This window comes from Sphingomonas longa (assembly GCF_016892685.1).
GTDB classification, from domain to species: domain Bacteria; phylum Pseudomonadota; class Alphaproteobacteria; order Sphingomonadales; family Sphingomonadaceae; genus Sphingomonas; species Sphingomonas longa.
On the sequence record NZ_JAFEMC010000002.1, the window covers coordinates 231,794 to 256,589 of the forward strand.

Genomic DNA, 24,796 nt, shown 5'->3' on the forward strand with positions numbered 1-24,796 from the left:
GATGGAACACATCACAGCCGCGCTCGCCGCCCGGCTGACCGTCGGCGCGCTTCCGGGCGAGCTGCGTGATTTCGGCCCCGCAGAGGTGGAAACCGCTGCGCAGTTCGTCGCCGCGACCGCCGCCACGCGGCTGCCTGGACAACCGGCGATCGCGCTGGAGCCGATCGCCGCCGACGATGTCCGCCGCCGGATGCGGGTCGCGATCGTCAACGACGACATGCCCTTTCTGGTCGACTCGGTCGCCGCCGCGATTACCGCGCAGGACATCGCGATCGATCGCATCATCCACCCCGTCGTTCCCGTCACCCGCGATGCGGACGGCCGCCTGACGATGCTGGGCGAGGGCCCACGCGCCGAATCGATGATCTATCTGGAGATGGAGCGCGCCGACGCCCGCGACCGCCGCGAGCTGGTCGAGGATCTCGCTGCCGCCCTGGCCGATGTCCGTGCTGCCGTCGCCGACTGGGACGCGCTGAAGAAGGTGCTGGCGCGCGACGCCGACGCGCTGTGGTCGGGCGAGGGGGCGGCGTTGTTGCGGTGGTTCCTCGACGGCAAGTTAACGCTACTGGGGCACGAGACGTGGCGGACGGACGGCAGCGTCACGCAGGCGCTGGGCATCTTCGCCAATCCGCAGCCGCGACCGATTTTGGCCGAAGGATCGCGCAAGCTGGCGGTGGACTGGTTCGAGGCCGGCAACCAGCCGCCGTTGCTGCTGAAGTCGAACGTCGTGTCCAGCGTCCACCGCGCCGTCCCGGTCGACCTCGTGGTGATGCCGGTCATGGAGGGCGGACGCGTTGCCGGCCTGTCGATCCACGCCGGCCTGTGGACCAGTGCCGCGCTGGCGACGCCGCCGCGCGACGTGCCGATGCTGCGCGCGCGCCTGTCTGCGCTGGAGGAGAAGTTCGGCTTCGATCCGCGCGGCCATACCGGCAAGGCGCTGACGCACGCGCTGGCGGCATTGCCGCACGATCTGGTGGTCGGGTTCGACGCGGCCTCGCTGGAGGAACTGGCGCTGACCGCGATGTCGCTGGCGGACCGGCCGCGACCCGCGCTGGTGCTGGTGAAGTCGCCGCTGGGCCGGCACATGTTCGGCTTCGTCTGGCTGCCGCGCGACGACGTGACCACCAGTCGCCGCGTCGCGATCGGGCACATGCTGGAGGAGGCGGGTAATGCGCGCCTGCTGAACTGGTCGATCGCGTTGGAGGACGGGCAGGTCGCGCTGATCCGCTACATGCTCGATCTGCGCGGCACCGGCGGCGCACTGCCGGAGGTCGCCCCGCTGGCGCAGCGGCTGGAGCGGATGGTGCGCGGGTGGGTGCCCGACGTGGAGGCCGCGCTGGCCGATCAGGTGCCCGCCGCCCGAGCGGCGCGGCTCGCACTGCGCTGGGCCGCGGCGTTCCCGCAGAATTACCGCAACGTGTCGTCGGCGGCGGAAGCGGCGGCGGACATCGTTCGCATGTCCGCGCTGGAGGACGAGCATGGCCGCGCCGTCCGCATCCTGCCGTCGCAGCCGGGCGAGGACCGACAGCTCAAGATCTACAAGCTGGGCGGTGCGCTGGCGCTGTCGGACGCGGTGCCGGTGCTGGAGAATTTCGGCTTCCGCGTCATCGGCGAGTTGCCGACGCGGCTGCGCGAAGCCGGTGACGCATTCGTCCACGACTTCGTGGTCGCTGGCGGGACCGAGGGCGACAATCCGGTGCTGGAAGCGGCGATCGCCGCGGTGCTGGAGGGCAAGGCCGAGAACGACGCGTTCAACCGCCTGATCGTGGACGCAAGCCTCGCGCCCTCATCGGTCGTGCTGCTGCGCGCGTGGTTCCGCTATCTGCGGCAGGCGGGGCTGACGTACGGGCTGACCACCGTCGTCGATGCGCTACGCCGTGCGCCGGACGTGGCTCGGGCGCTGGTGGCGCGGTTCGCCGCCGCGCATGACCCGGCGGCGACCGGCAGCGTCGGCGAGGCGGAGGCGGCGATCACCGCCGGTCTCGACGCGGTATCCGCAATCGACGACGACCGCATCCTGCGCGCGTACCGTGCGCTGATCGCCGCGTGCCTGCGCACCAACGCCTATGCGCCGGCATCTGAGGAGGCGCTGGCGTTCAAGCTGGACAGCGCGCTGATCCCCGGACTGCCCGCACCCGTGCCGTGGCGCGAAGTGTGGGTGTATTCGCCGCGGGTCGAGGGTATCCATCTGCGCGCCGGTCCGGTCGCGCGGGGCGGCTTGCGCTGGTCCGATCGCCGCGACGATTTCCGCGTCGAGATTCTCGGCCTGATGAAGGCGCAGCGGGTGAAGAACGCCGTCATCGTGCCGACCGGCGCGAAGGGCGGTTTCTACCCCAAGCAATTGCCGTCGCCCGCGGTCGACCGCGATGCCTGGCTGGCGGAGGGGACGGAGAGCTATCGCATCTTCATCCGTTCGCTGCTGTCGATCACCGACAACATCGTCGACGGCAAGGTCGTGCACCCGGCAAGCGTCGCGGTCCACGATGGCGAGGACCCCTATTTCGTCGTTGCCGCCGACAAGGGTACGGCGACGTTCAGCGACGTGGCCAATGCGCTGGCGCTGGAACGCGGCTTCTGGCTGGGCGATGCGTTCGCCAGCGGCGGCTCGCAGGGGTACGACCACAAGGCGATGGGCATCACCGCCAAGGGCGCGTGGGTGTCGGTCCAGCGCCACTTCGCGGAGCGTGGTACCGACGTTCAGGTCGATCCGATCACCGTCGTCGGCTGCGGCGACATGTCGGGTGACGTGTTCGGCAACGGCATGCTGCTGTCGAAGTCGATCCGGCTGCTCGCCGCGTTCGATCACCGCCACATCTTCCTCGATCCGAACCCGGATGCGGCGGTGTCATGGGAGGAGCGGGCGCGCCTGTTCGCGCTGCCGCGGTCGTCCTGGGCGGATTACGCCGCGCCGATCTCCACCGGCGGCGGTATCCATCCGCGCACCGCGAAGTCGATCGCGATCACGCCGGAGGTGAAGGCGGCGCTGGGCATCACCGCCGACGCGCTGGAGCCGACCGCATTGATCTCCGCGATCCTGAAGGCGCCCGCCGACCTGCTCTGGTTCGGCGGTATCGGCACCTATGTGAAGGCGGCGGCGGAAAATAATGCGACCGTGGGCGATCCGGCGAACGATCGGCTGCGCGTCGATGCGGAGGAGCTGCGCGTCACCGCGATCGGCGAGGGCGCGAACCTCGGCGTCACGCAGGCCGCGCGCATCGCGTTCTCGAACCGTGGCGGGCGGATCAACACCGACTTCATCGACAATTCGGCGGGCGTCGACTGCTCGGACAATGAGGTCAACATCAAGATCGCGCTGAACCGCGAGATGAACGAGGGCCGGCTGGCGGAGGCGGATCGCAATACGCTGCTTGCCAGCATGACCGACGATGTTGCGCATCTGGTGCTGGAGGATAACCGGCTCCAGACGCTGGCGCTGTCGATCGCCGAGGGTGATGGCGCGGCGGCGATTCCCAGCTATGTTCGCGTCATCGAGATATTCGAAGCCAGCGGCCATCTCGATCGCAAGGTCGAGGGGCTGGCAGGCAACGAGGACCTGCTGCGGCGCGGGCAGGAGGGCAGGGGGCTGACCCGGCCGGAACTGTCAGTGCTGCTCGCGACCGCGAAACTCGCATTGCAGGATGCGATCGAGCAGACCGATCTGGGCATGGAGCCGGCGCTGCTGCCTGACCTGCACGCGGCCTTCCCGCCGGCGATGCAGGAGCGGTTCGCCGAGGCGATCGATCAGCATCGCCTGCGTGGCGAGATCGTCGCGACCAAGCTGGCGAACCGGATCGTCAACCGTCTGGGCATCCTCTACCCGTTCGAACTGGCCGAGGAGGAAGGTGCGGCGCTCGGCGACATCGCGACGCTGTTCGTGGTGGCGGAGCGGCTGTTCGGCCTGAACGACCTGTGGGCGGCGATCGAGACGGGGACGATGCCGGAGGCGGCGCGGATCGCGCTGTTCGACGAGGTGGCGCTGGCGACGCGGTCGCACATCGCCGACTTGCTGCGCGTTGTCGCACCGGGTGCAACGGTGGGCGAACTGCTCGACCGGTTGTCGCCGGGGATCACGCAGCTCGACGCTGGCATCGAAACGCTGCTGGAGGAGGAGGCGCGCGATCAGGCGTCGCGCATCGCCGCCGGTCTGGAAGCGGCCGGCGCCCCCGCCGACCTGTCGGCGCGGACGGTGCGCCTGTTCGCGCTGGACGGCGCGGTCGGGCTGGCCGATCTCGGCGCGCGGCTGGGGCAGGAGGAGGCGGTGCTGACGCGCGCCTTCACGCATCTTGGGCAGGCGCTGGGTCTCGACTGGGCTCAGGCGAATGCGGCGCGGATCACTCCGTCCGATCCGTGGGAACGGCTGCTGATTGCGGGGCTGGCCCGCGATTTCCAGCAGTTGCGGCTCGACTGGCTGGCCCGCTGCGGCGGCTCCGATCCGCAGGGTTCGGTCGATGCGTGGCTGACGCGCAATGCCGCGCGGGTCGGCCAGTTCCGCGCCGTCATCGATCGCGCACGGCACGCGGCGCAGCCCAACGCGGCCATGCTGGCGCAGATCGCCGGGCAGGCGCGGGTGCTGCTGGGGAGGTAGGGGCTCGCGTTCTCGTGCGAGGGCGGGGGGCCAGTGTCTGGAGCCAAGTCACTGGGTCCCCGCCCCCGCGGGGACACTACCGCGCGGGGGCCGCGATCGCCGCGCCGGTGTCGTCGGCGACCTTGACCGCGACCGAGCGCCCGCCGCCGGCGAAGGTCACCGTCCAGTCCGGGTTGCGGGCGGTGGGCCAGTCGATCGTCGCCACCCGCCCGCCCGTCACCTGCGCGCGGGCATGCGCCGCGACGATGTCGACCGGCTGCGCAGGGTTTGACATCGGCGGCAACCCGCCCGGCGCGCGGTGCAGCCAGCCGTCGACCCCGCCCGTGTCGGTCACGCCCAGCACGTGCGCGGTCGGCGGATCAAGGAACGCGGTGCGCGTCCCGGCGACGATGATCGGTCCGCTGTCGATCGGCAGGATCAGCCGCGCGACGCGACCGCCCAGCACCGCCGCGCCGGCCTCGGCATAGCGCCCAACCGGCAGGCGGGCCTCGCCCGACACGGCATAGCGCCCCGGATGCAGGATGCGGTCGAGCAGGCCCGGCCGGATCGCGACCGCCATGATGACAGCGACCAGCACCGCGCCGACCAGCACGATCCAAAGCCTGCGATTGCCGGGTTTCCGTCGCTTCCGCGCCATGCGCCGCGCCGTGGCAGCACTCGGCAGTGCGGTCAAATCAGGCGTCGGCCCAGCGCCGCAGCAGATTGTGGTACACGCCCGTCAACTGCACCACGGCGGCGTCGCCCTGACCGCGGTCGCCCGCTACCGCTTGCACGGCGCGGTCCAGTTCGAACAGCGTGCGGCGTTCGCCGTCATCGCGGACCATCGACTGCAACCAGAAGAAGCTGGCTGTCCGTACTCCGCGCGTGACCGGCGTGACGCGGTGCAGGCTGGATGCGGGGTAGAGGATCATATGGCCGGCGGGCAGCTTCACCGTCTGAGGCCCGAACTGGTCCTCGATCACCAATTCGCCGCCATCGTAACTGGCCGGACTTTCCAGGAATACGGTTGCCGACAGGTCGGAGCGGATGCGGAAATCGGTGCCGCGCTTCATGCGGATGGCATTGTCGACGTGCAGCCCGAAATCCTGCCCGCCGGCATAGCGGTTGAACAGGGGCGGGAAGACCTTCAGCGGCAGCGCCGCCGCCACGAACAGCGGCGACCGGCCGAGCGCTTCGAGGATCATGCCGCCCGCCTCGCGCGCCGCCGGGGTATCCTCCAGCAATTGCTGGTTGCGCTTGGCCAGCGCCGCTTGCGGCCCTGAGGTGACGTTGCCGTCGACCCACTCGCCCGCGTCGATCGTCGCCCGCACGCGCGCCACGCCGTCCGCATCGAGCACGTCGGGAATGGCGATCAGCATGCGGGTCCTTCCATCTCGCCTCCGGGGCGCGGGTCTCCTCCCCGGCCGGGGGGCCGGGGAGGAGCTAGCAAGCTCAGAAGCTGTAGAACAGGCTCAACACCGCCGAGCGTCGGTCGCCCGGTGTCGCCCAGCCGTTGTTGCGGATGCCGGTGAAGTACTTCTCGTCGGTGAAGTTCTGCACGTTCAACTGCGCGGTCAGGCCGTTGGCGAAGCTGTACGCCATGTAGGCGCGGTGGGTCAGATAATCGTCCGACCGGAACTGCGTCGGCGCGGCCAGCGAGACGGCGTTCAGTGCAAAGCTGCCCTGGTAGGTCAGGCCGTACCCGACCTCCAGCCCGAACGGCAGCTTGTACGTCGTGAACAGGCTGCCCGAATGCTTGGGCGTCTGCACGAACGCGGTGCCGCGCTGCGGGTCGGGGAGCGCGCCCGAATTCGCGCACGGGTTGTTGGTGGCGGTGCCGTTGCCGGGGTTGGCGATGCAGGCGTCCGACACCGATTGCAGGACCTCGCCGTCGAGATAGGTGTAGTTGGCGAAAATCGTCCAGTTTTTCGTGATCGTGCCCGACGCGCCGACCGCGATGCCGTCGACCCGCGCGCGGCCGTCCAGCACCTGCGTCGCCGCCGGCAGTGCCGGATCGTTGGAGGCGACGCGGAAATTGGTGCGCTCGTTGCGGAATGCCGCCGCGGTCAGTTCCAGACGGCGGTTGAACAGCCCCGCCTTGATGCCCGCCTCGTAATTCTTGGCGGTTTCGGGGGCCACTTCGCAGGGCAGGGCGGTGCCGGTCGCGGAGGCGGTCGGCGTCCCGCAGCCCAGTCGCACCGTCGCCGAGGACGGCGTCTTGGAATTGCCGTAACCGCCATAGATGCTGACGTTCTGCACCGGGTGGAACACCGCGCCGATGCGATAGGAGAACAGCCGTTCGTGGCTGGTCTGCGGCAACTGCGCCGCCGCGCTCAGCTGCGTCGATCCCGGCGGCACCACGGTCAGCGGCAGGCCGCGGAAGGTGGCGTCCTGCACTTCCCACCGAACGCCGCCGTTCAGTTCGAAGTACCGGCCGAGTTCCAGCGTATCGAAGGCGTACACCGCCAGATTGCGCGTCTCCGACTTGGACTGGCCGGTGATGGTGAGGTTCACCGGACCGGTATAGTTGGTGTTGGGGTTGCTGATGCTGATCTGCGGCTGCACGACGGCCTGACCCAGCGCGCTGCGCGGCAGCGACGCGTTGGTGATCGTGTAATCCTCGATCGTGCCCGACATGCCGATATTGGCGACGTTGCGGATGCCCCCCTTCGTGCCCGTCTCCAGCCGGATATCGGTCTGGTTGTAGAGCAGCTGGTTCTCCTGATCGCGGACCAGTCCGCGTGGGCCGTTCGGCTGGAAGAAGCCGGGCTGCACCGTGACCGACAGCGGATTGGCCGCGGTGCGGAATACGCCGGCGGCATCGACCACGTTGGTCAGGGAGGCGGTGCAGGCGCCGCCGGTCGGCGTGCGCGATGTCGCGGCGAGGCAGAAGGTGCCTTGCGGTGCGCTCGTCACGCTATACTGCGCCACCCGTTGCCAGCGGGTCAGGTTGCGGACCGACAACTGGTCGTTGATCCGGTGACGGAACGTCGCGGTGAAGCGATCGACATTGGTGTCCTGGCGATCGAGGTTGCGGATGCCGAAATAATCGCTGCGGTCGACGCCGGGCAGTTCGCCGTCATACAGCGCGTTCTTGTAATAGGGGACGCCGTAGACCGGCGTGTTGCGGTCCTCCTGATGGACATAGGCGAGCGTCAGACTGGTCGGCGTGTCGATGCCGATCGTCACCGACGGCGCGATGCCCCAGCGCTTGTACCGCTCGACGTCGCGGCCGGGCACGTCGTTGCGGTGGTAGGCGCCGTTCAGCCGCACCGCGATAGTGTCGGTCACGCCCTTGTTCGCGTCGACCGCGCCGCGCCAGTAATCGTCGGTGCCGACGCCGCCCTGGATGATCGTCAGATCCTCCGCCCGCGGCTCCTTCGTGACGAGGTTGATCGTCCCGCCGACGCTGCCCGCGCCGTTGAAGACGGAGTTTGCGCCGTTGTAGACCTCGATCTGTTGCAGGTTGAACGGGTCGGTGCGGCTGTACTGCGCGCTGTCGCGGACGCCGTCGACGGTGATGTCGTTGTTCGCCGAATAGCCGCGCAGGTTGATGCTGTCGCCATATCCGCCGCCGCCTTCGCCCGCCCCGAAGGTGATGCCGGGAATGGTCTGGAGCGCGTCGCGCAGCGTCTGGAGGTTCTGCTTGCGCAGCGTCTGGTCGGAGATGACCGTGATCGTCTGCGGTGTATCGATGATCGCGGAGGTCGCCTTCGGGCTTTCCACCTCTGCGGGTGCGGCCTCGACCTTGCCGTTGACGATGATGTCGTCGCGCTCGGCGCGCGCCTTGCCGTCCTGGTCGGTCGTGCCGGTGGCCGGAGTGGCGGTCGTCGCCTTCGCGACATCGTCGGCCGCAAGCGCCGGTGCGGAAGCGATGAAGCCGACGCACGACAGAGCAAGGAACGACACGGACGTTTTGGACACTGGAGACCCCCTTTTTCGTTGAGGCTCCGCTATTGAGAGTCGTTCGCACTGTCAACGCTATTGCGACTGATTTTCAGCTTTCGAAACATGGAGCATCGCCATTTCGCACCGGGCGTACCGCCGATCGAACCGCTCCATAATGCCGGCTCGGTGGACGAAGCCCAGCCCTTCGCAGAGGTGGATCGCGGCGGTGCAGGCGCGATTGGCCAGCAGGTAGAGGGGGTTGGCGGCAAGTTGGCGGACACGGATGATGGCGGCGTTCAACAGGAACCCACCCTTCTGGCGGCCGCGTGCCGCTTCGGTCACGCCCATCTTGGTCTGCTCGAACTGTCGGTCGCCGGTTTTCGAACGCGCGTATGTTTCGATGCTGCCAAGCCGCGGATGCTCGACGAACAAGATCACTTCGCCGCGGCCGACGATCCGTTCATGCGGGTTTCCAGCACGTCGCGGTCGGTCGGCTCCAGCCGGAACATCCCGGGGATCCACGCTGCGTTGATATCGTGGAAACGGCGCGCGAGATACAGACGGCGTCGATCGCCGCGACCAGCGCCGACAGCGGCAATGCGCGCCGTGGCGCTGTCGGGTCCAGCGCGGTCCAGAAGCCCGGTTCCAGACTGATCGAGGTCTGAGGCCCGGCGATCGTCACCAAACGGTTCACGGGACCAACGGCAACGCCAGCGCGCGGAGCGACAAAGATGCGGATGCGGACACCGGACTGACCGGGGCCCAACAGCGATGACGAAGCCGAAGACATGCTCTGGATCGGTAGATGCGGGAAGCTATCGGCCGGAAAACGGGTTCGGTAACAAGGGGGTCCCAGGTGCGAAGAACATGACGACACGGGCGGGGCGGTTTGGAGCGAAGGATGCTGTTGCGTCGGGCTTCGGCGCCGATCATTCGGCGGTCGATTCTCGGAAGGAATAGATGTCGCTCGTCATACCGTGCAGGATTCCGCCTGCATCGCCCTCTTTGCCTCGCTCGTAGAACGGCATGCTGTGGCAGGCACGGTGCCCGCGCGAGGCGTCCGTCCACCAGATGAAGGTGGTCGTGCAGTCCTTCACCTCGCCTTGGGGATCGATCGTAAAATGCTCCGTCGCTTCCGCATACACAGCTTCTCCCGGAGACAGCACCAGGTCGGGCGGCGCGGTGGAGCCGAAGCTCGCCGCCCGCCGATGGTGAGACTCAATCCTGCCGGTAAAGCCGGATCTTGCCCGGATCCTCTCGACGATCTTAGCGATTTCGCCGCATTGCGGCGGCCCGTCATCGATGCCGGCGACGCGACGGCATTCGGACCGGGCCTTGGCTCCGAGAGAAATGAAGACGATGTCGTCTCGCCATTCTTGGATCGGGAGCCTGAACGGGGGAGTCGCCACGAGGCGCAAAGCCATGGTTTCTTGCCGGGTCTTTAGCCCTTTCGCGCGACGCGCGGGGCATGGATCGCCCGGATCGAGCGCCTCGTCGGTCAACTGGCCTGAGATCACCGTCTTGCAGCCGGATACGCCTCCATCCGGAGCTACGGTGTAAGTGGTCCTGATCTCGCGCAGAATTATCTCGTCGCCGGCGGGCGCAATGGCAGCTTCACCATCACCCGCCCCCACCACCTTTATCGCGGAAAGCGTCATCCGCCCCTTGATACCGGATATGGTACGCGCGCGCGGCAACAGGCCGCTCAGTCGCTGACAATGGCGGATAGATCGTTGTCGGCCGATATTGTCTCTCGTGATGCCGCAATCGATCGGCCTGTCATCGCCTTCGACTTGCAGGTTGAATGTCTGATATCTCGCGCGTTGAGCGTCGATGGTTTCCTCGTCTTGCCAGAAACCCCACCAGATCATCGTTTTGTAATCGGCCGCGACCGCCGTGCCGGCCGTATCGCGCGCGGGCAATATCCTCCCCCGACGCCGCGCTGCATCGCACGCGGTACGGTCCAGCGCGAGTGCCCCCGTCGGCGGATCGACGCGGCACGCCGTGACGGTGCCGCCGACATCGACCGAGAGGATGACGTTGGCCGGTCCGTCCTCGGCAATCGCAACAGCCTCCGCGGGAAAGTCCTCGGGAAATACCCAGATGCTGTCGTTCGCAAACCGCGCGCCGACCTGCGCCGCGACTTCGGGCGCGCAGAACAGCAGCGCCGTGCATGCGGTGATCCGCCGGACACGTGCGCCGTTAATCACAGCCCCGAACTTCATTTTCACCCCCGACGATATGCTACCGGATGGAGCATGCGTGTCTACAGGCAAAAATGATTATTCCACGGGTCGACCCGTATCGAGGAACGCCGTCTGAAAATGCCGCGCCAGCGTATCGCCAAATTCGCGAATGCGCAGATCGTCAGTCGTGGGCCTTCACCTCCACCAGCAACCACGACCGGATTGCGCTCGCCAGATTCGGTGGATCATCTTCGCCAATGCGGACCGCGTCGATCGCCGCGACCAGCGCCGACAGCGGCAAGGCGCGCCGCGCAGAGGCGGCCTCCAGTGCGGTCCAGAAGCCCGGCTCCAGACTGATCGAGGTCTGATGGCCGGCGATCGTCACCGAACGTTTGACAGGGCCGGCAAAGCCCCCCTCCGGCGGTAGGATCGCGATCGACATCGAGTCATCGTCTAACCGCGACGGTACGCGATGTCGAAAGCAGAGAGTTGCTTCAGGTCAACGACTTGGCTGGAAACCGTCGCCGGGGTGGTGGGTTGATCCGGTCGAGAGAGGATCGCAAGGGTTATGCAATCAGAAGCGGCGGAGTCAGAAGCGGCGGTCAGGGCGCGACGAGTGCTGGAGCGTGCGACCGAACGCGAGTTGTCGATCGTGACGGCGGAAAGCTGCACTGGCGGACAACTGGCATCGCTGCTGACCGACATCGAGGGCGCATCGGGTGCGTTCGAGCGTGGCTTCGTCGTCTATAGCGAAGTGGCGAAATGCGAATTGCTGGGGCTGGAACAGCGTCGCATCACCCAGTGCGGCGTCGTCAGCCGCGATACCGCGATCGCGATGGCGGAGGGCGCGCTGACGCACTCGCACGGCGATGTCGCAGTCGGTATCACCGGCTTCGCGGGGCCGGCGGGGCCGGACGACGAGCCCGGCCTCGTCCACATCGCCTGCGCAACGAGAGCCGGCGAGACGACGCACCGCGAATGTCATTTCGGTGATATCGGTCGCGATCCGGTGCGCGACCGCAGCGTCATGGTCGCGCTGGAGTTGCTGGACGCCGCGATCGGGTAGGGCGTGCCCGGTGGCGCACTGATCCTGCAGCATTCAATCCGTATCGAACAGCGCCGCGAGCTGTTCGATGATCGTCCCGCCGAGCTGTTCGGCGTCCATGATCGTCACCGCGCGGCTGTAATAGCGCGTCACGTCATGGCCGATGCCGATCGCGATCAGCTCGACGGGCGACTTGCCCTCGATCCAGCCGATCACCTGCCGCAGATGCCGCTCCAGATAGGAACCGGAGTTCACCGAGAGAGTCGAATCATCGACCGGGGCGCCGTCGCTGATGACCATCAGGATACGGCGTTCCTCCGGGCGCGCGATCAGGCGGCCATGCGCCCACAACAGCGCCTCGCCGTCGATATTCTCCTTCAACAGCCCTTCGCGCATCATCAGGCCCAGACTGGTGCGTGCGCGCCGCCATGGTTCGTCAGCCTTTTTGTAGACGATGTGCCGGATGTCGTTCAGCCGCCCCGGTTGCGGCGGACGTCCCGCGGCCAGCCATGTCTCGCGGCTCTGCCCGCCCTTCCACGCGCGCGTCGTGAAGCCGAGGATCTCGGTCTTGACCCCGCACCGTTCCAGCGTGCGCGCGAGGATGTCCGCCGAGATGGCAGCGATCGAGATCGGTCGGCCGCGCATCGATCCGCTGTTGTCGATCAGCAGCGTCACGACCGTGTCGCGGAAGTCTGTGTCGCGCTCCACCTTGTAGCTCAAGGACTGGCCGGGACTGGTCACCACGCGCGCCAATCGCGCGGCGTCGAGCAGCCCTTCCTCCTGATCGAAGTCCCACGACCGGTTCTGCTGCGCCATCAGTCGGCGCTGGAGCCGGTTGGCGAGCTTGGACACTGCCGATTGCAGATGCGCCAGTTGCTGGTCGAGATAGCCGCGCAGCCGCGTCAGCTCGTCCGCGTCGCACAGGTCGGCGGCGGTGACGACCTCGTCGAACTGCGTCGTCCACGGCTTGTAGTCGAACTGGCCGCTCGGGTCCGCCATCGGCCGGTTGGGGCGGACCGGCTGCATCCCGTCTTCACCCTCGTCGCCGGGTTCGCCGTCCAGATCGTCGGGCGCGTCCTCACCCAGTTCCTCACTGTCGCCCTCGTCGCCGTCCGCCTCCTGCTGCTCGCCGCGGGCTTCGACCTCGCCCTCGCTCTGGCCGCCTTCTTCGGCGTCGTCGCTGTCGTCGTCACCGGAGGCGTCGTCCTGGCCCTCGTCTTCCTCGCCGCCCTCATCGGCATCCTCGGGCTTCTGCTCGGCCTCGATCAATTCCAGATCGGCGAGCAGGCGTGTCGCGAGCGACTGGAACGCACGCTGATCGTCAAGCGCCAGCGCCAGGGCCGACAAATCCGCCTTCGCATCGACCCAGTCGCGGACCAGCGCCAGCCCCGGCAGCGCTGCCGCCGGTGTCTCGCGCCCGGTCAGCGCCTCGCGCACCATCAGGCCGAGCGCAGTGGACAGCGGCACCTCCGCCCGGGTCCGCGCGCGGCCGATGGGGTCGGAGCGCATCCGCATCTCCAGCGCCTGCGCCAGATTGTTGCCGATGCCGTGATAGCCGCGGCTGCCCAGCGCCTCGACCCGTGCCGTCTCGATCGCATCGAACACCGCGCGCGCCACGGGTTCTGCGGGCGCGCCGCGTGCATGCAGGGCGGCATCGTGCAACCGCAGCCGCAGCGCGAAGCCGTCCGCGAAGCCGCGGGCTTCCGCCACCTGCTCCGGCGGCAATGCGCGGGGCGGCATCGGGACCTTGATGTGCTTGCCCGACTGCACCGGCACGTCGGCGGTGAAGGCCAGCTCCACCTCCGCCTCGTCCGCCAACGCGCGCGCGGTGCCGCCGAGGACAGCCTTGAACCGGTCGAGAGGGGTTTCGTTATTGGCCATTACTGCTCCAGCGCCGCGAGGCAGGCGGCGCGTAGTGGAGGGAGGTCGTCGACGACCGTGTCGTAGATCGTCCGAACGTCGATCGCATCATAGGCGTGACGGAGCTGATTTCCCAATCCGCGGAGCGCATGCAGCGGGATGTCGGGGGCGATCACCGTCATCCTGACGTCCCCGATCCGGATGGCTGCTTCGGTGATGCACTGTAGACAGCGTTCGATCGCGGCGACTGTCTTGCGATCGCTGCACATCTGTTCGAACGACATCCCTTCCAGAAACCCACGTACGTCATCGCTGTAGTCGATGATGTCCCGCAACCACAGCCGCTCGCGATCAGAAGACAACGACCCGGTCCCGGTCGATCTCGGCCTGAAGCCACTGCTTGCGTGCGGGTTCGCTTACGAGGTCGACCTTGGCCCCGACCATCTCGCCGATCGATCCCTCGATACCGAAATAGCCGAACGGACCAAGCCGCCGGACGGCGTCATGATCGATCGCCGCAGCGAGGTCGATGTCCGATCCGTCATGGGCTTCGTCGCGCGCGGTGGAGCCGAAGAGCGCCAGCCGCGTGATCCCGAGCGCCCGCAGATCGTCCTCGCGGGCGCGCAGTCGACGAAGGGCCTCGGCCTTGTCCATCGCGATCCTATGCCTTCCCGACCACGCTCTCGGGCAGGTCCTTGCCGAAGACGCGCTGGTAGTATTCCGCCACCAGCGAGCGTTCGGCTTCGTCGCACTTGTTGAGGAAGGACAAGCGGAAGGCGAAGCCGACGTCGCCGAAGATCAGCGCATTCTGCGCCCAGGTGATGACCGTACGCGGGCTCATGACCGTCGAAATGTCGCCGTTCACGAAGCCCTTGCGCGTCAGATCGGCGACGCGGACCATATTCTCCACGACCTTCTTGCCATCCGGCTTGTCATACTCGCCCGACTTCGCGAGGACGATCTGCGCCTCGGTTGCGGCGGGCAGGTAGTTGAGCGTGACGACGATGTTCCAGCGGTCCATCTGACCCTGGTTGATCTGCTGCGTGCCGTGATACAGCCCGCTGGTGTCGCCGAGCCCCACCGTGTTGGCGGTGGCGAACAGACGGAACCACGGGCTGGGGCGGATGACGCGGTTCTGGTCGAGCAACGTCAGCTTGCCCTCCGTCTCCAGCACGCGTTGGATCACGAACATCACGTCCGGGCGGCCGGCGTCGTATTCGTCGAATACCAGCGCGGTCGGTGTCTGGAGCGCCCAAGGCAACAGGCCCTCGCGGAACTCGGTCACCTGCTGACCATCGCGCAGCACGATCGCGTCGCGGCCGACGAGATCGATGCGACTGATGTGCGCGTCGAGGTTGATGCGGATGCACGGCCAGTTGAGGCGCGCCGCCACCTGTTCGATGTGCGTCGACTTGCCGGTGCCGTGATAGCCCTGCACCATCACGCGCCGGTTGTGCGCGAAGCCCGCCAGCACCGCCAGCGTCGTGTCGTGATCGAACACGTAGGCCGGATCGAGGTCCGGCACGCGCTCGTCCGCCTCGGAGAAGGCGGGCACCTCCATGTCGAGATCGATCCCGAACAGGTCGCGCACGCCGACCATCCGGTCGGGCGCGTCGAGGATCGTGGTTTCCCGGCTGTCGGGCTGCGTATTGGAAATTTCGGTCATTCGGGCCTCTTCTGTCCGAACGCCTTAGGGCAGGCGACGCTCCCTACTCAACCGACACCTTCGACGGCAGCGCGAAAAGCGTCACGAAACGATCCCATGTCACCCGATCGCCGGTCACGCGGACGGCTCCGGCGGCCTCCGCCTCCGCCAGCGGCCATTTGCCGTAGACGAGCGCGGCCATCGTGACCGGATCGGTATCGAGCGTCACGTCGGCGGGCTCGTCACTGCGCGCGATGGGTAGTTCGCCGTTCGCCAGTCGCGCGACAAACGAGTCGGTGTCGAAGCGGAAGCCGATCGTCGCGGTCATGCTGCGGGCCTTGCCGACATCCAGCATCGTCCGCAGGGACATCATCGCCGATGCCGCGGAAAAAGGCAGGGTGGGGTCGTGATCCGGCGACCGTGCCGCCCAGCGGCCCAGCGTCTGCATGATCGGTTCGCTCTCATACCCCCAAGGCGTGAGTTCGTAGACCTGCACGCCGGCGGGCGGAGGGAGGAGGCGGCGACGCAGCACGCCCGCCGCCTCCAGCCCCGCCAGCCGCTGGGTCAGGATGTTCGCGCTGATCCCCGGCAGGCCGCCGCGCAAATCCCCGAAGCGGCGCGGGCCGAACATCAGTTCCCGCACGACAAGGATCGACCAACGCTCCCCCAGCAATTCCAGCGCATGCGCCGTGCCGCAGGCGTCGTCATACCATCTGGTTATCTTTTCTGACCTCATAGTTGTATTTCATAACTAGATGCAGCATTCAAGGCAAACAGCGATTCGCAAAGGGGAGAGACGACATGGCCAAAATGATCTTCGTGAACCTGCCGGTGAAGGATGTGGAGGCGTCCATCGCCTTCTATCAGGCGATCGGCGCGACGAAGGACGAGCGGTTCAGCCAGCCCGACAAGGCGGCGTCGATGCAGGTTTCCGACACGATCGTGTTCATGCTGCTGAGCCACGACTTCTTCGCGGGATTTTCGCCCAAGCCGATCGCCGACGCGCACCAGAGTACGGAGGTGCTGCTATGCCTGTCGCAGGACAGCCGGGAGGCGGTGGATGCAATCACCGAAGCAGCGGCGAAGGCGGGCGGCAAGGCGGACATTCGCCCACCACAGGATCACGGCTTCATGTACGGCCGCAGCTTCGAGGACCCGGACGGCCATATCTTCGAGCCGATGTACATGGACCTCGACGCCGCACTCGCCGCGATGGGCGGCCAGACGCAGGCGGCATGACGTGCGCCGGCGCGTCGGACCCGATCTGAAGACCGGCGTGCTGGCGTTCGTGGCGACCGTCTTGGCGATCCTTGGTTACGCAGTCATGATCGGCGGATAACAGCGAGGAGAGAATCATGTCGTGCGTTCAGGGGTTCGTCATTCCCGTCGCGACCGGGAAGCGCGACGCGTATCTGGCGATGGCGCAGATGGCCGCACCGCTGTTCTTGGAATATGGCGCATCGCGGGTCGTGGAATGCTGGGGCGACGACGTGCCGCACGGTACACTCACGGACTTCTTCCGCGCGGTCGCGGCGGAGGAGGGCGAGACGATCGTGTTCTCGTGGATCGTGTGGCCCGACCATGACACTGCCAAGGCCGCCGAGGCGAGGATGATGGAAGACGAGCGGATGAAACCGCCTGAAGACATGCCGTTCGACGGCAAGCGCCTGATCTATGCCGGGTTCCAGGAGATCTACGACGGCGGGCAAGGCGGCCCGTTCGGCTATATCGACGGCTTCCTCGCGCCGGTGCCGATCGCATCGAAGGAGGCGTATCTGGACCATGCGCGCACGATGACGGCGATCGTCGCGGAGAATGGCTGCACGCGCGGGACGGAGAATTGGGCGGAGGATATCGCGGAGGGCAAGGTGACCGATTTCCGCCGCGCCGTGCAACTGGAGCCGGGCGAGGCGGTCGTGTTCAGTTGGCTGGAATGGCCCGACAAGGCAACGCGCAACGCGGGCATGGGCAAGATGATGGAGGACCCGCGGGTGCATGCGCTCGACATGCCGTTCGACGGCAAGCGCATGACCTATGGCGGGTTCGTGCCGATCCTCGACACAGCGAACTGAGCGAGGTCGCGTCCGCCCCCGTTTTCAATGAGCGGGCGCGGACTTGCCGAACAGCGTCATGACGCGCGGCACGATCAGCGCGACGATCGTGCCGACGATTAGGCCGACCAGTGCCGACGCGACGGCGAAGCCGAACCACGACCCGATGCCGGGTGCGAACGGCGTCAGGCCGGCGACGGCATCGGATACGACGTGCGCGGCATGGGGGAGCGCCTCCATGTGGAATTCCTCCAGTCCGTGGATCAGGATGCCGCCGCCGACCCACAGCATCGCGATCGTCCCGACCTTTGCCAGGATCGCCAGCACGACCGGCATCGCCGTCACCAGACCGCGCCCCAGTGCCTGCACGGCACCGTTGCGCCGTGCGGCCAGATTCAGGCCGATATCGTCCATCTTCACGATCAGCGCGACCACGCCGTAGACGCCGCCGGTGATCAGCAACGACACCGCGACCAGCGCCGCCGCCTGCGTCGCGAAGCTCTGGTCCGACACCTCCGACAGGGCGATCGCCATGATCTCCGCCGACAGGATCAGGTCGGTTCGGACAGCCCCGCCGACCTTCTGGTTCTCGATCTCTTCCGGAGTCTGGTCGGCGAGCGCCGCGTCCTCGGTGCCGTGGCCGTGGCCGGTCACCATCTCGATGATCTTCTCCGCGCCCTCGTACGACAGGTACAGGCCGCCCAGCGTCAGGATCGGGGTGATGATCCACGGCACCAGCGCGCTTAGCAGTAGGGCACCGGGCAGCAGAAATAGCAGCTTGTTGCGCAGCGATCCCTTGGCGATCCGCCAGATGATCGGCAGCTCACGCGCGGGCGTCAGGCCGGAGACGTATTTCGGCGTCACGGCGGCGTCGTCGACGACCACGCCCATCGCCTTGGACGAGGCCTTCATCGACGCGGCGGCGATATCATCCGCGGACGCCGCGGCCAGACGCGCGATCGCGGCGACATCGTCGAGAAGGGCTACGAGACCAGAGGCCATGAACGGATATCCGTGTCGTGATAGGTTGCGCGGAAGCTGAACAGCAATGGCGGCGAAGTGGCTAGAGGAAATGTACGGACGTGAGGCGAACTGACGAGCGCCGGTGGATTTCCGCTTTGCAGCCTGTAGGTTGCCCGCCAACGAGCGATAAAGGGGCGATATCGATGCGGATGGGCAGGATGTTGGCGGCGACGGCCGCGCTGGCAATGGCGACAGGGGCACCGGCGCAGGATTATGCCCGCTACAGCGACGACGCGATCGCGCGCGAGATGGCGGCGAAGGTCGATGCGGAGATGATCGCGCTGGTGCCGATGCGCGACGGCGTCGGGCTGGCGACGAACATCTACCGTCCCAAAGACGCGAAGGGGCCGCTGCCGACGCTGTTGTGGAAGACGCCCTATAACGAGCTGTCGTACAAGACCGCGACCAGCCGTCGCGCGCTGGAGGCGGTGAAGCGCGGCTACGCCTTCGTCGTGCAGAACGAGCGCGGGCGCTATTACTCGGAAGGGAAGTACGAGATTCTCGGTCTGCCGCAGACCGATGGCTACGACACGCTGACGTGGATCGCGAAACAGCCCTGGTCGAATGGCAAGGTCGGCACGGTCGGCTGTTCCTCGTCGGCGGAATGGCAGTTGGCGCTCGCGGCGCAGAACCATCCCGCGCACGCGGCGATGGTGCCGATGGCGTCGGGGGCCGGCATCGGCAAGGTCGGGCCGTTCGAGGAACAGGGCAACTGGTACACCGGCGGCGTGCCACGCACGCTGTTCCATATCTGGCTGTACGGAGTCGATAATCCGCTTCGCGCGGAATTGCCCAAGGGGCTCGACCAGCCGACACGCGCGCGGATCGCGCGGTACAACGATCTCGACGCGAAGAAGCCGGAGGTGAACTGGTTCACGCAGATCCGGCACCTGCCCTATGCCGACATGCTGAAGGACCTGGGCGAACCGCCGGCGACGTTCGAACAGTTTACCGCGCGCGCCGGACCGGCCGATCCGGCGTGGCGGACGGGTGGGCTGTATCACGACGACATGGGCTGGGGCGTGCCGGCCCTGTGGTTCAATTCGTGGTACGACGTGTCGATCGGGCCCAATCTGGCGCTGTTCAACCATGCGCGCGCGGTAAAGTCCGACAAGGAGGCGAGCGCGAACCAGTTCGCCGTGGTCGCGCCGAACACCCACTGCGCCTTCGCGCGGCTGGGGCCGAACTTCCAGTCGGGCGACCGCGACCTGGGCGATGCCAGCTTCGACACGGACGGGCAGATCTACGCGTTCTTCGATCGCTGGCTGAAGGGCGATATGAAGGCGTTCCCAGCCCGCACCGCGCCGATCCGCTACTATACGATGGGCACGAACCGCTGGCAGCAGGCTACGCAGTGGCCGCCGGCGGAGGCGAAGACGGTGCGGATGTACCTGCGCTCCGGCGGGCGCGCCAACGGGATGAGCGGTGATGGGCGGCTGGATGCGGGCGCCCCGCCGGCGGGCGAGATGGCGGATCGCTACACCTATGATCCGATGAATCCGGTGCAGACGATCGGCGGCGCGGATTGCTGCAACGGCGGGCTTATCACCGCGGGCGCGTTCGACCAGCGGGTGATCGAGGCGCGGGACGACGTGCTGGTGTACAGCAGCGAGCCGCTGACGAAGCCCATCGAAGTAACCGGCTTCGTCAACGCGGTGCTGAAGATATCGTCGGATGCGAAGGACACCGATTTCGCGGTCAAGCTGGTCGATGTCGCGCCGGACGGGACCGCGTATATCCTGGGCGATACGATCCTGCGCGCGCGATATCGCGACGGCTTCGCGACGCCGGCGATGATGGCGCCGAACACGGTCTACACGCTGAAGCCGACGCCGATCTCGACCAGCAACACGTTCCTGCCCGGGCATCGCATCCGGGTGGAGGTGACATCGTCCAACTTCCCGAAGTTCGTCCGCAACCTGAACACCGGGGGTGACAACGAGCGCGAGTCGAAGGGCATCGCGGCACGCAATGCCGTGCATCATGCCGGTGCCGACGCGTCGTATATCGAATTGCCCGTGATCGGCCGGTAAGCAGGGCGGCTATCGCGGCGTAAAGCTAAACTCCTGAAAACGGCCGGCGTCCATTGAGCTAGGGACGCCGGCTCTCTTGGCGCGCGATTGAAGGACGACATGGCCGATCTGGCGATCCTGTACGAACATCCTGCCTGGTTCACGCCGCTGTTCGCGGCGCTGGACCGGCGCGGGATCGATTATGTGGCGGCGACCGCGGACGGTCACGGCTTCGACCCCGCCGACCCGACGCCGCCCGCGCCGGTGGTGTTCAACCGCATCGCCATGTCGAGCTTCCTGCGCCAGCCGGAGCATCCGATCTTCTACGCGCAGGCGCTGATGGCGCATTGGGCGGCGCAGGGCGCGCGGGTCGTCAACGGCCCCGCCGCGCTGGCGGTGGATGCGTCCAAGGCGCGGCAATTGTCGCTGATCGCGGGCCTCGGCCTCGGCATCCCGGCGACGCGGATCGTCCACCGCGCCGCCGATTTGGTCGCCGCGAGTGAGGGGCTGCGTTTCCCGATCGTCGTCAAGGCGAACATCGGCGGCTCCGGCGCGGGGATCGTCCGCTATGACGATGTCGCGGCGCTGGCGGCGTCGGTCGCGGACGGGACGACGCCAGACAGCATCGACCGCGTGCTGATGGTGCAGGAATATACGCCGGTGCGGGGTGGGGCGATCACGCGGATCGAGACGCTAGGGGGCAAATACCTGTACGCGCTCGGCGTGGACGGCGGCGGCAGTTTCGACCTGTGCCCGGCCGATGTATGCCTCGTCGCGCCGGGCAAGGCGTCGATCGCGATCGATCGGGTGGAGCCGGATGCGGCGTTGGTCGACGCGGCCGAGCGGATCGTGCAGGCCGCGGGGATCGATGTCGGCGGCGTCGAGGTGATGATCGACGATCGCGACGGGACCGCGCGCTTCTATGACATCAACGCGTTGTCCAATTTCGTCGCCGATCCGTTGAGCGTGCTGGGCTGGGACCCGCATGAGCGGCTGGTGGACTGGCTCGAGATGAAGATTGCGGAGGCGAAGACGTGAGGTACGGTTATTGGATGCCGGTGTTCGGCGGCTGGCTGCGCAACGTCGGCGACGAAGGCATGCGGGCGGAGTGGGACTATGTCCGCGATTTGGCGATCCGGGCGGAGCAGATCGGGTTCGACCTGACGCTGATCGCCGAGTTGAACCTGAACGACATCAAGGGCACGGACCAGCCCGCCCTCGACGCCTGGTCGACCGCCGCGGCGATCGCCGCCGTCACGAAGACGCAGGAGCTGATGGTCGCGGTGCGGCCGAACTTCCACCAGCCGGCGCTGTTCGCGAAGGCGGCGGCGAACATCGACCGGATCTCCGGCGGCCGGCTGTCGCTGAACGTCGTGTCGTCGTGGTGGGCGGACGAGGCGAAGCAGTACGGCCTCCAGTTCGACCAGCATGACGACCGCTACGCCCGCACGTCCGAATGGCTGGATGTGGTGAAGGGCCTGTGGTGCGAGGAGCGGTTCAGTTTCGAGGGGCAATTTTATCGCACCGAGGACGCGATCTGCGCGCCCAAGCCGCTGCACGCGCCGATCCTGTACGCAGGCGGCGAGAGCGAGACCGCCAAGACGCTGATCGCGGGCAAGTGCGATGCGTATGTCATGCACGGCGACCCCGCGTCGGCGATCGCGCCGAAGATCGCCGACATGCAGGCCCGCCGCACCGCTGCGGGCGGCGCGCCGATGACGTTCGGGATGGCTGCCTATGCGATCGTGCGGGACAGCGAGGCGGAGGCGAAGCGGGAATTGGCGCGGATCACCGAGGTCCGCGACTTGCCCGCCGGCTACGCCAATTTCGATCAGTGGCTGTCGGGGACTCAGTTGGAACGGGAGCTGAAGATCCAGGAATACAGCGTCTCCAACCGCGGCCTCCGCCCCAATCTGGTCGGGACGCCCGAGCAGGTGAAGGAGCGGATCGCCGAGTACGAGGATGCCGGGCTCGATCTGTTGCTGCTGCAATTCAGCCCTCAGGCGGAGGAGATGGAGCGGTTTGCGGCGCAGGTGATCGCCGCGTGATCCGACTGGAGGGCGTCCACAAGATTTTCGGCGACGGCCACGCCGCGCTGGCGGGCGTCGACCTGTCGGTGGCGCGAGGCGAGGTGTTCGGGATCATCGGTCGATCCGGCGCGGGCAAGTCGACGCTGGTGCGGCTGCTGAACGGGCTGGAACGGCCGACATCGGGCCGGGTCGAGGTCGACGGGATCGATGTCGCGGCGCTCGGCGGCGCAGACTTGCGGACGTTGCGGCGGCGGATCGGGATGATCTTCCAGAATTTCGGGCTGTTGTCGTCGCGAACGGTGGCGGAAAACGTCGCGCTGCCTCTGAAGATCGGCGGCGAGGCGGCGTCGGTGACCTCCGCCCGTGTGGGCGACCTGCTGGCAAGGGTCGGGTTACAGGATCAGGGCGCGAAATATCCGGCGCAGTTGTCGGGCGGGCAGAAGCAGCGCGTCGGCATCGCGCGCGCGCTGGCGACCGGGCCGGACATCCTGCTGTGCGACGAGGCGACGAGCGCGCTCGACCCGGAGACGACGCACAGCGTCCTGGCGCTGATCGCCGAGCTGAACCGCGAACTCGGGCTGACGATCGTCCTCATCACGCACGAGATGGAGGTGGTGCGGCAGGTCTGCGACCGCGTCGCCGTGCTGCATGCGGGCCGCGTGGTCGAGAGCGGAACGGTCGCCGACGTGTTCCTGCGCCCGCAGGCGGCGGAGACGCGGGCGATGATCGCGGTGGCGGGTGAGGATGCGCCGGCGATCGATTTCGACGGGCGGGTCGTGAGGCTGATGCTGCGCGGCGATGCGGTGTGGCAGCCGGTGCTGACGCGGATCGCGCGCGAGACTGGTACGGACTTCGCGATCCTCGACGGCCGGATCGGCCGGTTGAAGGACGATAGCTTCGGGCAACTGACGCTAGGTTTGAGCGGCGGCGATGTCGCGGCGGCGGTCGCGGCACTGGGCCGGGCCGGCGAGGTGAGCGCATGAGCGGATTGTTCGCCAATATCGACTGGGCGGAGATCGGCCGCGCCACGCTGGAGACGCTGGCGATGCTCGGCGGATCGCTGGTGCTGACGATCCTGATCGGGTTGCCGCTGGGCGTGGTGCTGTTCCTGACCGGGCCGGGGCAGGTCTGGGCGAGCCGGATCGGCAACGGCGTCGTCGCGCTGATCGTCAACCTGCTGCGGTCGGTGCCGTTCATCATCCTGCTGATCGTGATGATCCCGATCACCGTGTTGCTGGTCGGAACCTCATTGGGCGTTGTCGGCGCGATCCCGCCGTTGGTGGTGGGCGCGGCACCGTTTTTCGCGCGGCTGGTCGAGACGGCGCTGCGCGAGGTCGATCGCAATACGGTGGAGGCGGTGCAGGCGATGGGCGCGACGACCCGCGATCTGGTGCTGCGCGCGCTGTTGCCGGAGGCGGTGCCGGGGATCGTCGCGGGCGCGACGGTGACGGCGGTGGCGTTGGTGTCGTTCACCGCGATGGCGGGCGTCGTCGGGGCCGGGGGGCTGGGCGATCTGGCGATCCGGTTCGGGTATCAGCGGTTCCAGACCGATGTCATGCTGGTGACGGTCGCGCTGCTGCTGGTGCTGGTGCAGGGTATCCAGATGCTGGGCGATGCGCTGGTGCGGCGGTTCACGCGGCGGTGATGCGTCGTTCTTTTTGCTCCATTCAGGAACTCAGGTCATGATCCGTCGCAGCCTTCTTGCCGCTATCGCCCTGCTTCCGCTCGCCGCGTGCGGGGGGAGCAAGTCCGCCAGCGATCCGAACACGCTCACCGTCGCGGCGACGGCGGTGCCGCATGCGGAGATCCTGGCGCAGGTCGCGCCGGTGCTGGCGAAGCAGGGCGTGACGCTGGATGTGAAGGTGTTCAACGACTACGTCCAACCCAACACGCAGGTCGCGGAGGGGCGGATCACCGTCAATTACTTCCAGACCGAGCCGTACCTCGCCTCCTTCAACGCCGCGCGCGGCACGAAGCTGGTGACGATCGCGGGCATCCATGTCGAGCCGTTCGGCGCCTATTCGCGCAAGTGGAAGCGGATCGGCGATCTGCCCGCGGGCGCGACCGTCGCAATCCCGAACGAGCCGAGCAACAGCGGCCGGGCGCTGCGCCTGCTGGCGACGGCGGGGATCATCACGCTGAAGAACCCCGACGATCCGTCCGCGACGCCGCGCGATATCGTCGCGAACCCGAAGAAGCTCCAGTTCCGCGAATTGGAGGCGGCGACGCTGCCGCGGGTGCTGGGCGAGGTCGATCTGGCGCTGATCAACACCAATTACGCGCTCGACGCGAAGTTGAACCCGACGCGCGACGCGCTGCTGATCGAGGGGAAAGACAGCCCCTATGTCAACTATGTCGTCGGGCTGGCGGCGGCGAAGACCGACCCGCGCGTCCAGAAGCTGGTGGCGGCGCTGCGCAGCCCGGAAACCAAGGCGTTCCTCGCCCGCAAATATGGTGGTGCGGTCCTGCCGGCGTTCTGACGCCAAACCGTC

23 protein-coding genes are annotated in these 24,796 nt (G+C 67.3%); 10 read left to right on the forward strand and 13 right to left on the reverse strand.

Translation table 11 applies throughout. The annotated features are described in order from the left end of the window. Position 1: 1 nt before the first annotated feature. Entirely contained in the window at positions 2-4,585 is a 4,584-nt protein-coding gene (locus ILT43_RS07180) for an NAD-glutamate dehydrogenase (protein WP_204197443.1), read from the forward strand. 76 nt (positions 4,586-4,661) lie between these two features. Here the strand turns inward: ILT43_RS07180 and ILT43_RS07185 are convergent, their stop codons facing one another. From ILT43_RS07185 to ILT43_RS07215, 7 genes are all read right to left on the reverse strand, one after another. Then, entirely contained in the window at positions 4,662-5,222 is a 561-nt protein-coding gene (locus tag ILT43_RS07185; protein ID WP_204197444.1) for a hypothetical protein, read from the reverse strand. Between the two features lie 37 nt (positions 5,223-5,259). Beyond that, positions 5,260-5,943, reverse strand: a complete 684-nt coding sequence (locus ILT43_RS07190) for a Fe2+-dependent dioxygenase (RefSeq protein WP_204197445.1) — start codon at positions 5,941-5,943, stop codon at positions 5,260-5,262. Between the two features lie 73 nt (positions 5,944-6,016). Beyond that, complete coding sequence (locus tag ILT43_RS07195) at positions 6,017-8,488, reverse strand: TonB-dependent receptor domain-containing protein (RefSeq protein WP_204197446.1); 2,472 nt, start codon at positions 8,486-8,488, stop codon at positions 6,017-6,019. Positions 8,489-8,545: 57 nt separating this feature from the next. After that, entirely contained in the window at positions 8,546-8,890 is a 345-nt protein-coding gene (locus ILT43_RS07200; RefSeq protein ID WP_204197447.1) for a GNAT family N-acetyltransferase, read from the reverse strand. A 22-nt stretch (positions 8,891-8,912) separates the two neighbouring features. Beyond that, positions 8,913-9,242: a ribbon-helix-helix domain-containing protein gene (locus ILT43_RS07205; RefSeq protein ID WP_211534412.1), complete on the reverse strand. Its 330-nt coding sequence runs from the start codon at positions 9,240-9,242 to the stop codon at positions 8,913-8,915. A 139-nt stretch (positions 9,243-9,381) separates the two neighbouring features. Continuing rightward, complete coding sequence (locus ILT43_RS07210) at positions 9,382-10,677, reverse strand: energy transducer TonB (protein ID WP_343283961.1); 1,296 nt, start codon at positions 10,675-10,677, stop codon at positions 9,382-9,384. A gap of 142 nt (positions 10,678-10,819) precedes the next feature. Next, positions 10,820-11,080 (reverse strand): ribbon-helix-helix domain-containing protein, encoded by a 261-nt coding sequence (locus tag ILT43_RS07215; RefSeq protein WP_204197450.1) that lies wholly within the window; start codon positions 11,078-11,080, stop codon positions 10,820-10,822. 126 nt (positions 11,081-11,206) lie between these two features. Here ILT43_RS07215 and ILT43_RS07220 point away from each other — a divergent pair, with 126 nt between their 5' ends. After that, positions 11,207-11,704, forward strand: coding sequence for a CinA family protein (locus tag ILT43_RS07220; protein WP_204197451.1), 498 nt, complete (start codon positions 11,207-11,209; stop codon positions 11,702-11,704). A gap of 33 nt (positions 11,705-11,737) precedes the next feature. Here ILT43_RS07220 and cobT read toward each other — a convergent pair whose 3' ends face one another. Genes cobT through ILT43_RS07245 form a run of 5 tightly spaced genes read right to left on the reverse strand, consistent with a single transcriptional unit; the run spans position 11,738 to position 15,924 of the window. Next, the gene (cobT, locus tag ILT43_RS07225; protein ID WP_204197452.1) at positions 11,738-13,564 is read right to left on the reverse strand and encodes a cobaltochelatase subunit CobT; all 1,827 of its coding nucleotides are present in this window, start codon (positions 13,562-13,564) and stop codon (positions 11,738-11,740) included. Continuing rightward, positions 13,564-13,905, reverse strand: coding sequence for a HepT-like ribonuclease domain-containing protein (locus tag ILT43_RS07230; RefSeq protein WP_204197453.1), 342 nt, complete (start codon positions 13,903-13,905; stop codon positions 13,564-13,566). The genes cobT and ILT43_RS07230 overlap by 1 nt, the downstream gene beginning before the upstream one ends. After that, positions 13,895-14,197 carry a nucleotidyltransferase family protein gene (locus tag ILT43_RS07235; protein WP_204197454.1) on the reverse strand — a complete coding sequence of 101 codons (303 nt, stop codon included), beginning with the start codon at positions 14,195-14,197 and terminating at the stop codon, positions 13,895-13,897. Before ILT43_RS07235 ends, ILT43_RS07230 begins: the two co-directional genes overlap by 11 nt. Before the next feature lie 7 nt (positions 14,198-14,204). Further along, positions 14,205-15,209, reverse strand: a complete 1,005-nt coding sequence (gene cobS, locus ILT43_RS07240; RefSeq protein ID WP_204197455.1) for a cobaltochelatase subunit CobS — start codon at positions 15,207-15,209, stop codon at positions 14,205-14,207. A 43-nt stretch (positions 15,210-15,252) separates the two neighbouring features. Next, on the reverse strand, positions 15,253-15,924 hold the full coding sequence (locus tag ILT43_RS07245) for a winged helix-turn-helix transcriptional regulator (RefSeq protein ID WP_204197456.1): 672 nt from the start codon (positions 15,922-15,924) through the stop codon (positions 15,253-15,255). Positions 15,925-15,989: 65 nt separating this feature from the next. Here ILT43_RS07245 and ILT43_RS07250 point away from each other — a divergent pair, with 65 nt between their 5' ends. Together ILT43_RS07250 and ILT43_RS19855 are read left to right on the forward strand one after the other, a co-directional pair. After that, entirely contained in the window at positions 15,990-16,427 is a 438-nt protein-coding gene (locus ILT43_RS07250; RefSeq protein WP_204197457.1) for a VOC family protein, read from the forward strand. A gap of 116 nt (positions 16,428-16,543) precedes the next feature. Then, positions 16,544-17,260, forward strand: coding sequence for a DUF1428 domain-containing protein (locus ILT43_RS19855; protein WP_204197458.1), 717 nt, complete (start codon positions 16,544-16,546; stop codon positions 17,258-17,260). Positions 17,261-17,284: 24 nt separating this feature from the next. Here the strand turns inward: ILT43_RS19855 and ILT43_RS07260 are convergent, their stop codons facing one another. Then, positions 17,285-18,241 carry a DUF808 domain-containing protein gene (locus ILT43_RS07260; protein ID WP_204197459.1) on the reverse strand — a complete coding sequence of 319 codons (957 nt, stop codon included), beginning with the start codon at positions 18,239-18,241 and terminating at the stop codon, positions 17,285-17,287. 170 nt (positions 18,242-18,411) lie between these two features. On the opposite strand from ILT43_RS07260, the gene ILT43_RS07265 reads away from it, so the two are divergent. The 6 genes from ILT43_RS07265 to ILT43_RS07290 all read left to right on the forward strand — a co-directional run bounded on the left by ILT43_RS07265 (position 18,412) and on the right by ILT43_RS07290 (position 24,784). Next, the gene (locus ILT43_RS07265) at positions 18,412-20,295 is read left to right on the forward strand and encodes a CocE/NonD family hydrolase (RefSeq protein WP_204197460.1); all 1,884 of its coding nucleotides are present in this window, start codon (positions 18,412-18,414) and stop codon (positions 20,293-20,295) included. Positions 20,296-20,394: 99 nt separating this feature from the next. Continuing rightward, positions 20,395-21,312, forward strand: a complete 918-nt coding sequence (locus ILT43_RS07270) for an ATP-grasp domain-containing protein (RefSeq protein WP_204197461.1) — start codon at positions 20,395-20,397, stop codon at positions 21,310-21,312. Then, the gene (locus ILT43_RS07275) at positions 21,309-22,322 is read left to right on the forward strand and encodes an LLM class flavin-dependent oxidoreductase (RefSeq protein WP_204197462.1); all 1,014 of its coding nucleotides are present in this window, start codon (positions 21,309-21,311) and stop codon (positions 22,320-22,322) included. The genes ILT43_RS07270 and ILT43_RS07275 overlap by 4 nt, the downstream gene beginning before the upstream one ends. Continuing rightward, complete coding sequence (locus tag ILT43_RS07280; RefSeq protein WP_204197463.1) at positions 22,319-23,287, forward strand: ATP-binding cassette domain-containing protein; 969 nt, start codon at positions 22,319-22,321, stop codon at positions 23,285-23,287. The genes ILT43_RS07275 and ILT43_RS07280 overlap by 4 nt, the downstream gene beginning before the upstream one ends. Then, positions 23,284-23,949 (forward strand): methionine ABC transporter permease, encoded by a 666-nt coding sequence (locus tag ILT43_RS07285; RefSeq protein WP_204197464.1) that lies wholly within the window; start codon positions 23,284-23,286, stop codon positions 23,947-23,949. The genes ILT43_RS07280 and ILT43_RS07285 overlap by 4 nt, the downstream gene beginning before the upstream one ends. Positions 23,950-23,986: 37 nt before the next feature. Further along, complete coding sequence (locus ILT43_RS07290) at positions 23,987-24,784, forward strand: MetQ/NlpA family ABC transporter substrate-binding protein (RefSeq protein WP_204197465.1); 798 nt, start codon at positions 23,987-23,989, stop codon at positions 24,782-24,784. The last annotated feature ends 12 nt before the right edge of the window (positions 24,785-24,796 follow it).

Excerpts from the sequence above, each read along its gene's own strand:
- ILT43_RS07180 (WP_204197443.1), top strand. The coding sequence starts at position 2 with ATGGAACACATCACAGCCGCGCTCGCCGCCCGGCTGACCGTCGGCGCG.
- ILT43_RS07185 (WP_204197444.1), bottom strand. The coding sequence starts at position 5,222 with ATGGCGCGGAAGCGACGGAAACCCGGCAATCGCAGGCTTTGGATCGTG.
- ILT43_RS07190 (WP_204197445.1), bottom strand. The coding sequence starts at position 5,943 with ATGCTGATCGCCATTCCCGACGTGCTCGATGCGGACGGCGTGGCGCGC.
- ILT43_RS07205 (WP_211534412.1), bottom strand. The coding sequence starts at position 9,242 with ATGTCTTCGGCTTCGTCATCGCTGTTGGGCCCCGGTCAGTCCGGTGTC.
- ILT43_RS07210 (WP_343283961.1), bottom strand. The coding sequence starts at position 10,677 with ATGAAGTTCGGGGCTGTGATTAACGGCGCACGTGTCCGGCGGATCACC.
- ILT43_RS07215 (WP_204197450.1), bottom strand. The coding sequence starts at position 11,080 with ATGTCGATCGCGATCCTACCGCCGGAGGGGGGCTTTGCCGGCCCTGTC.
- ILT43_RS07220 (WP_204197451.1), top strand. The coding sequence starts at position 11,207 with ATGCAATCAGAAGCGGCGGAGTCAGAAGCGGCGGTCAGGGCGCGACGA.
- cobT (WP_204197452.1), bottom strand. The coding sequence starts at position 13,564 with ATGGCCAATAACGAAACCCCTCTCGACCGGTTCAAGGCTGTCCTCGGC.
- ILT43_RS07235 (WP_204197454.1), bottom strand. The coding sequence starts at position 14,197 with ATGGACAAGGCCGAGGCCCTTCGTCGACTGCGCGCCCGCGAGGACGAT.
- cobS (WP_204197455.1), bottom strand. The coding sequence starts at position 15,209 with ATGACCGAAATTTCCAATACGCAGCCCGACAGCCGGGAAACCACGATC.
- ILT43_RS07245 (WP_204197456.1), bottom strand. The coding sequence starts at position 15,924 with ATGAGGTCAGAAAAGATAACCAGATGGTATGACGACGCCTGCGGCACG.
- ILT43_RS07250 (WP_204197457.1), top strand. The coding sequence starts at position 15,990 with ATGGCCAAAATGATCTTCGTGAACCTGCCGGTGAAGGATGTGGAGGCG.
- ILT43_RS19855 (WP_204197458.1), top strand. The coding sequence starts at position 16,544 with ATGTCGTGCGTTCAGGGGTTCGTCATTCCCGTCGCGACCGGGAAGCGC.
- ILT43_RS07260 (WP_204197459.1), bottom strand. The coding sequence starts at position 18,241 with ATGGCCTCTGGTCTCGTAGCCCTTCTCGACGATGTCGCCGCGATCGCG.
- ILT43_RS07265 (WP_204197460.1), top strand. The coding sequence starts at position 18,412 with ATGGGCAGGATGTTGGCGGCGACGGCCGCGCTGGCAATGGCGACAGGG.
- ILT43_RS07270 (WP_204197461.1), top strand. The coding sequence starts at position 20,395 with ATGGCCGATCTGGCGATCCTGTACGAACATCCTGCCTGGTTCACGCCG.
- ILT43_RS07285 (WP_204197464.1), top strand. The coding sequence starts at position 23,284 with ATGAGCGGATTGTTCGCCAATATCGACTGGGCGGAGATCGGCCGCGCC.
- ILT43_RS07290 (WP_204197465.1), top strand. The coding sequence starts at position 23,987 with ATGATCCGTCGCAGCCTTCTTGCCGCTATCGCCCTGCTTCCGCTCGCC.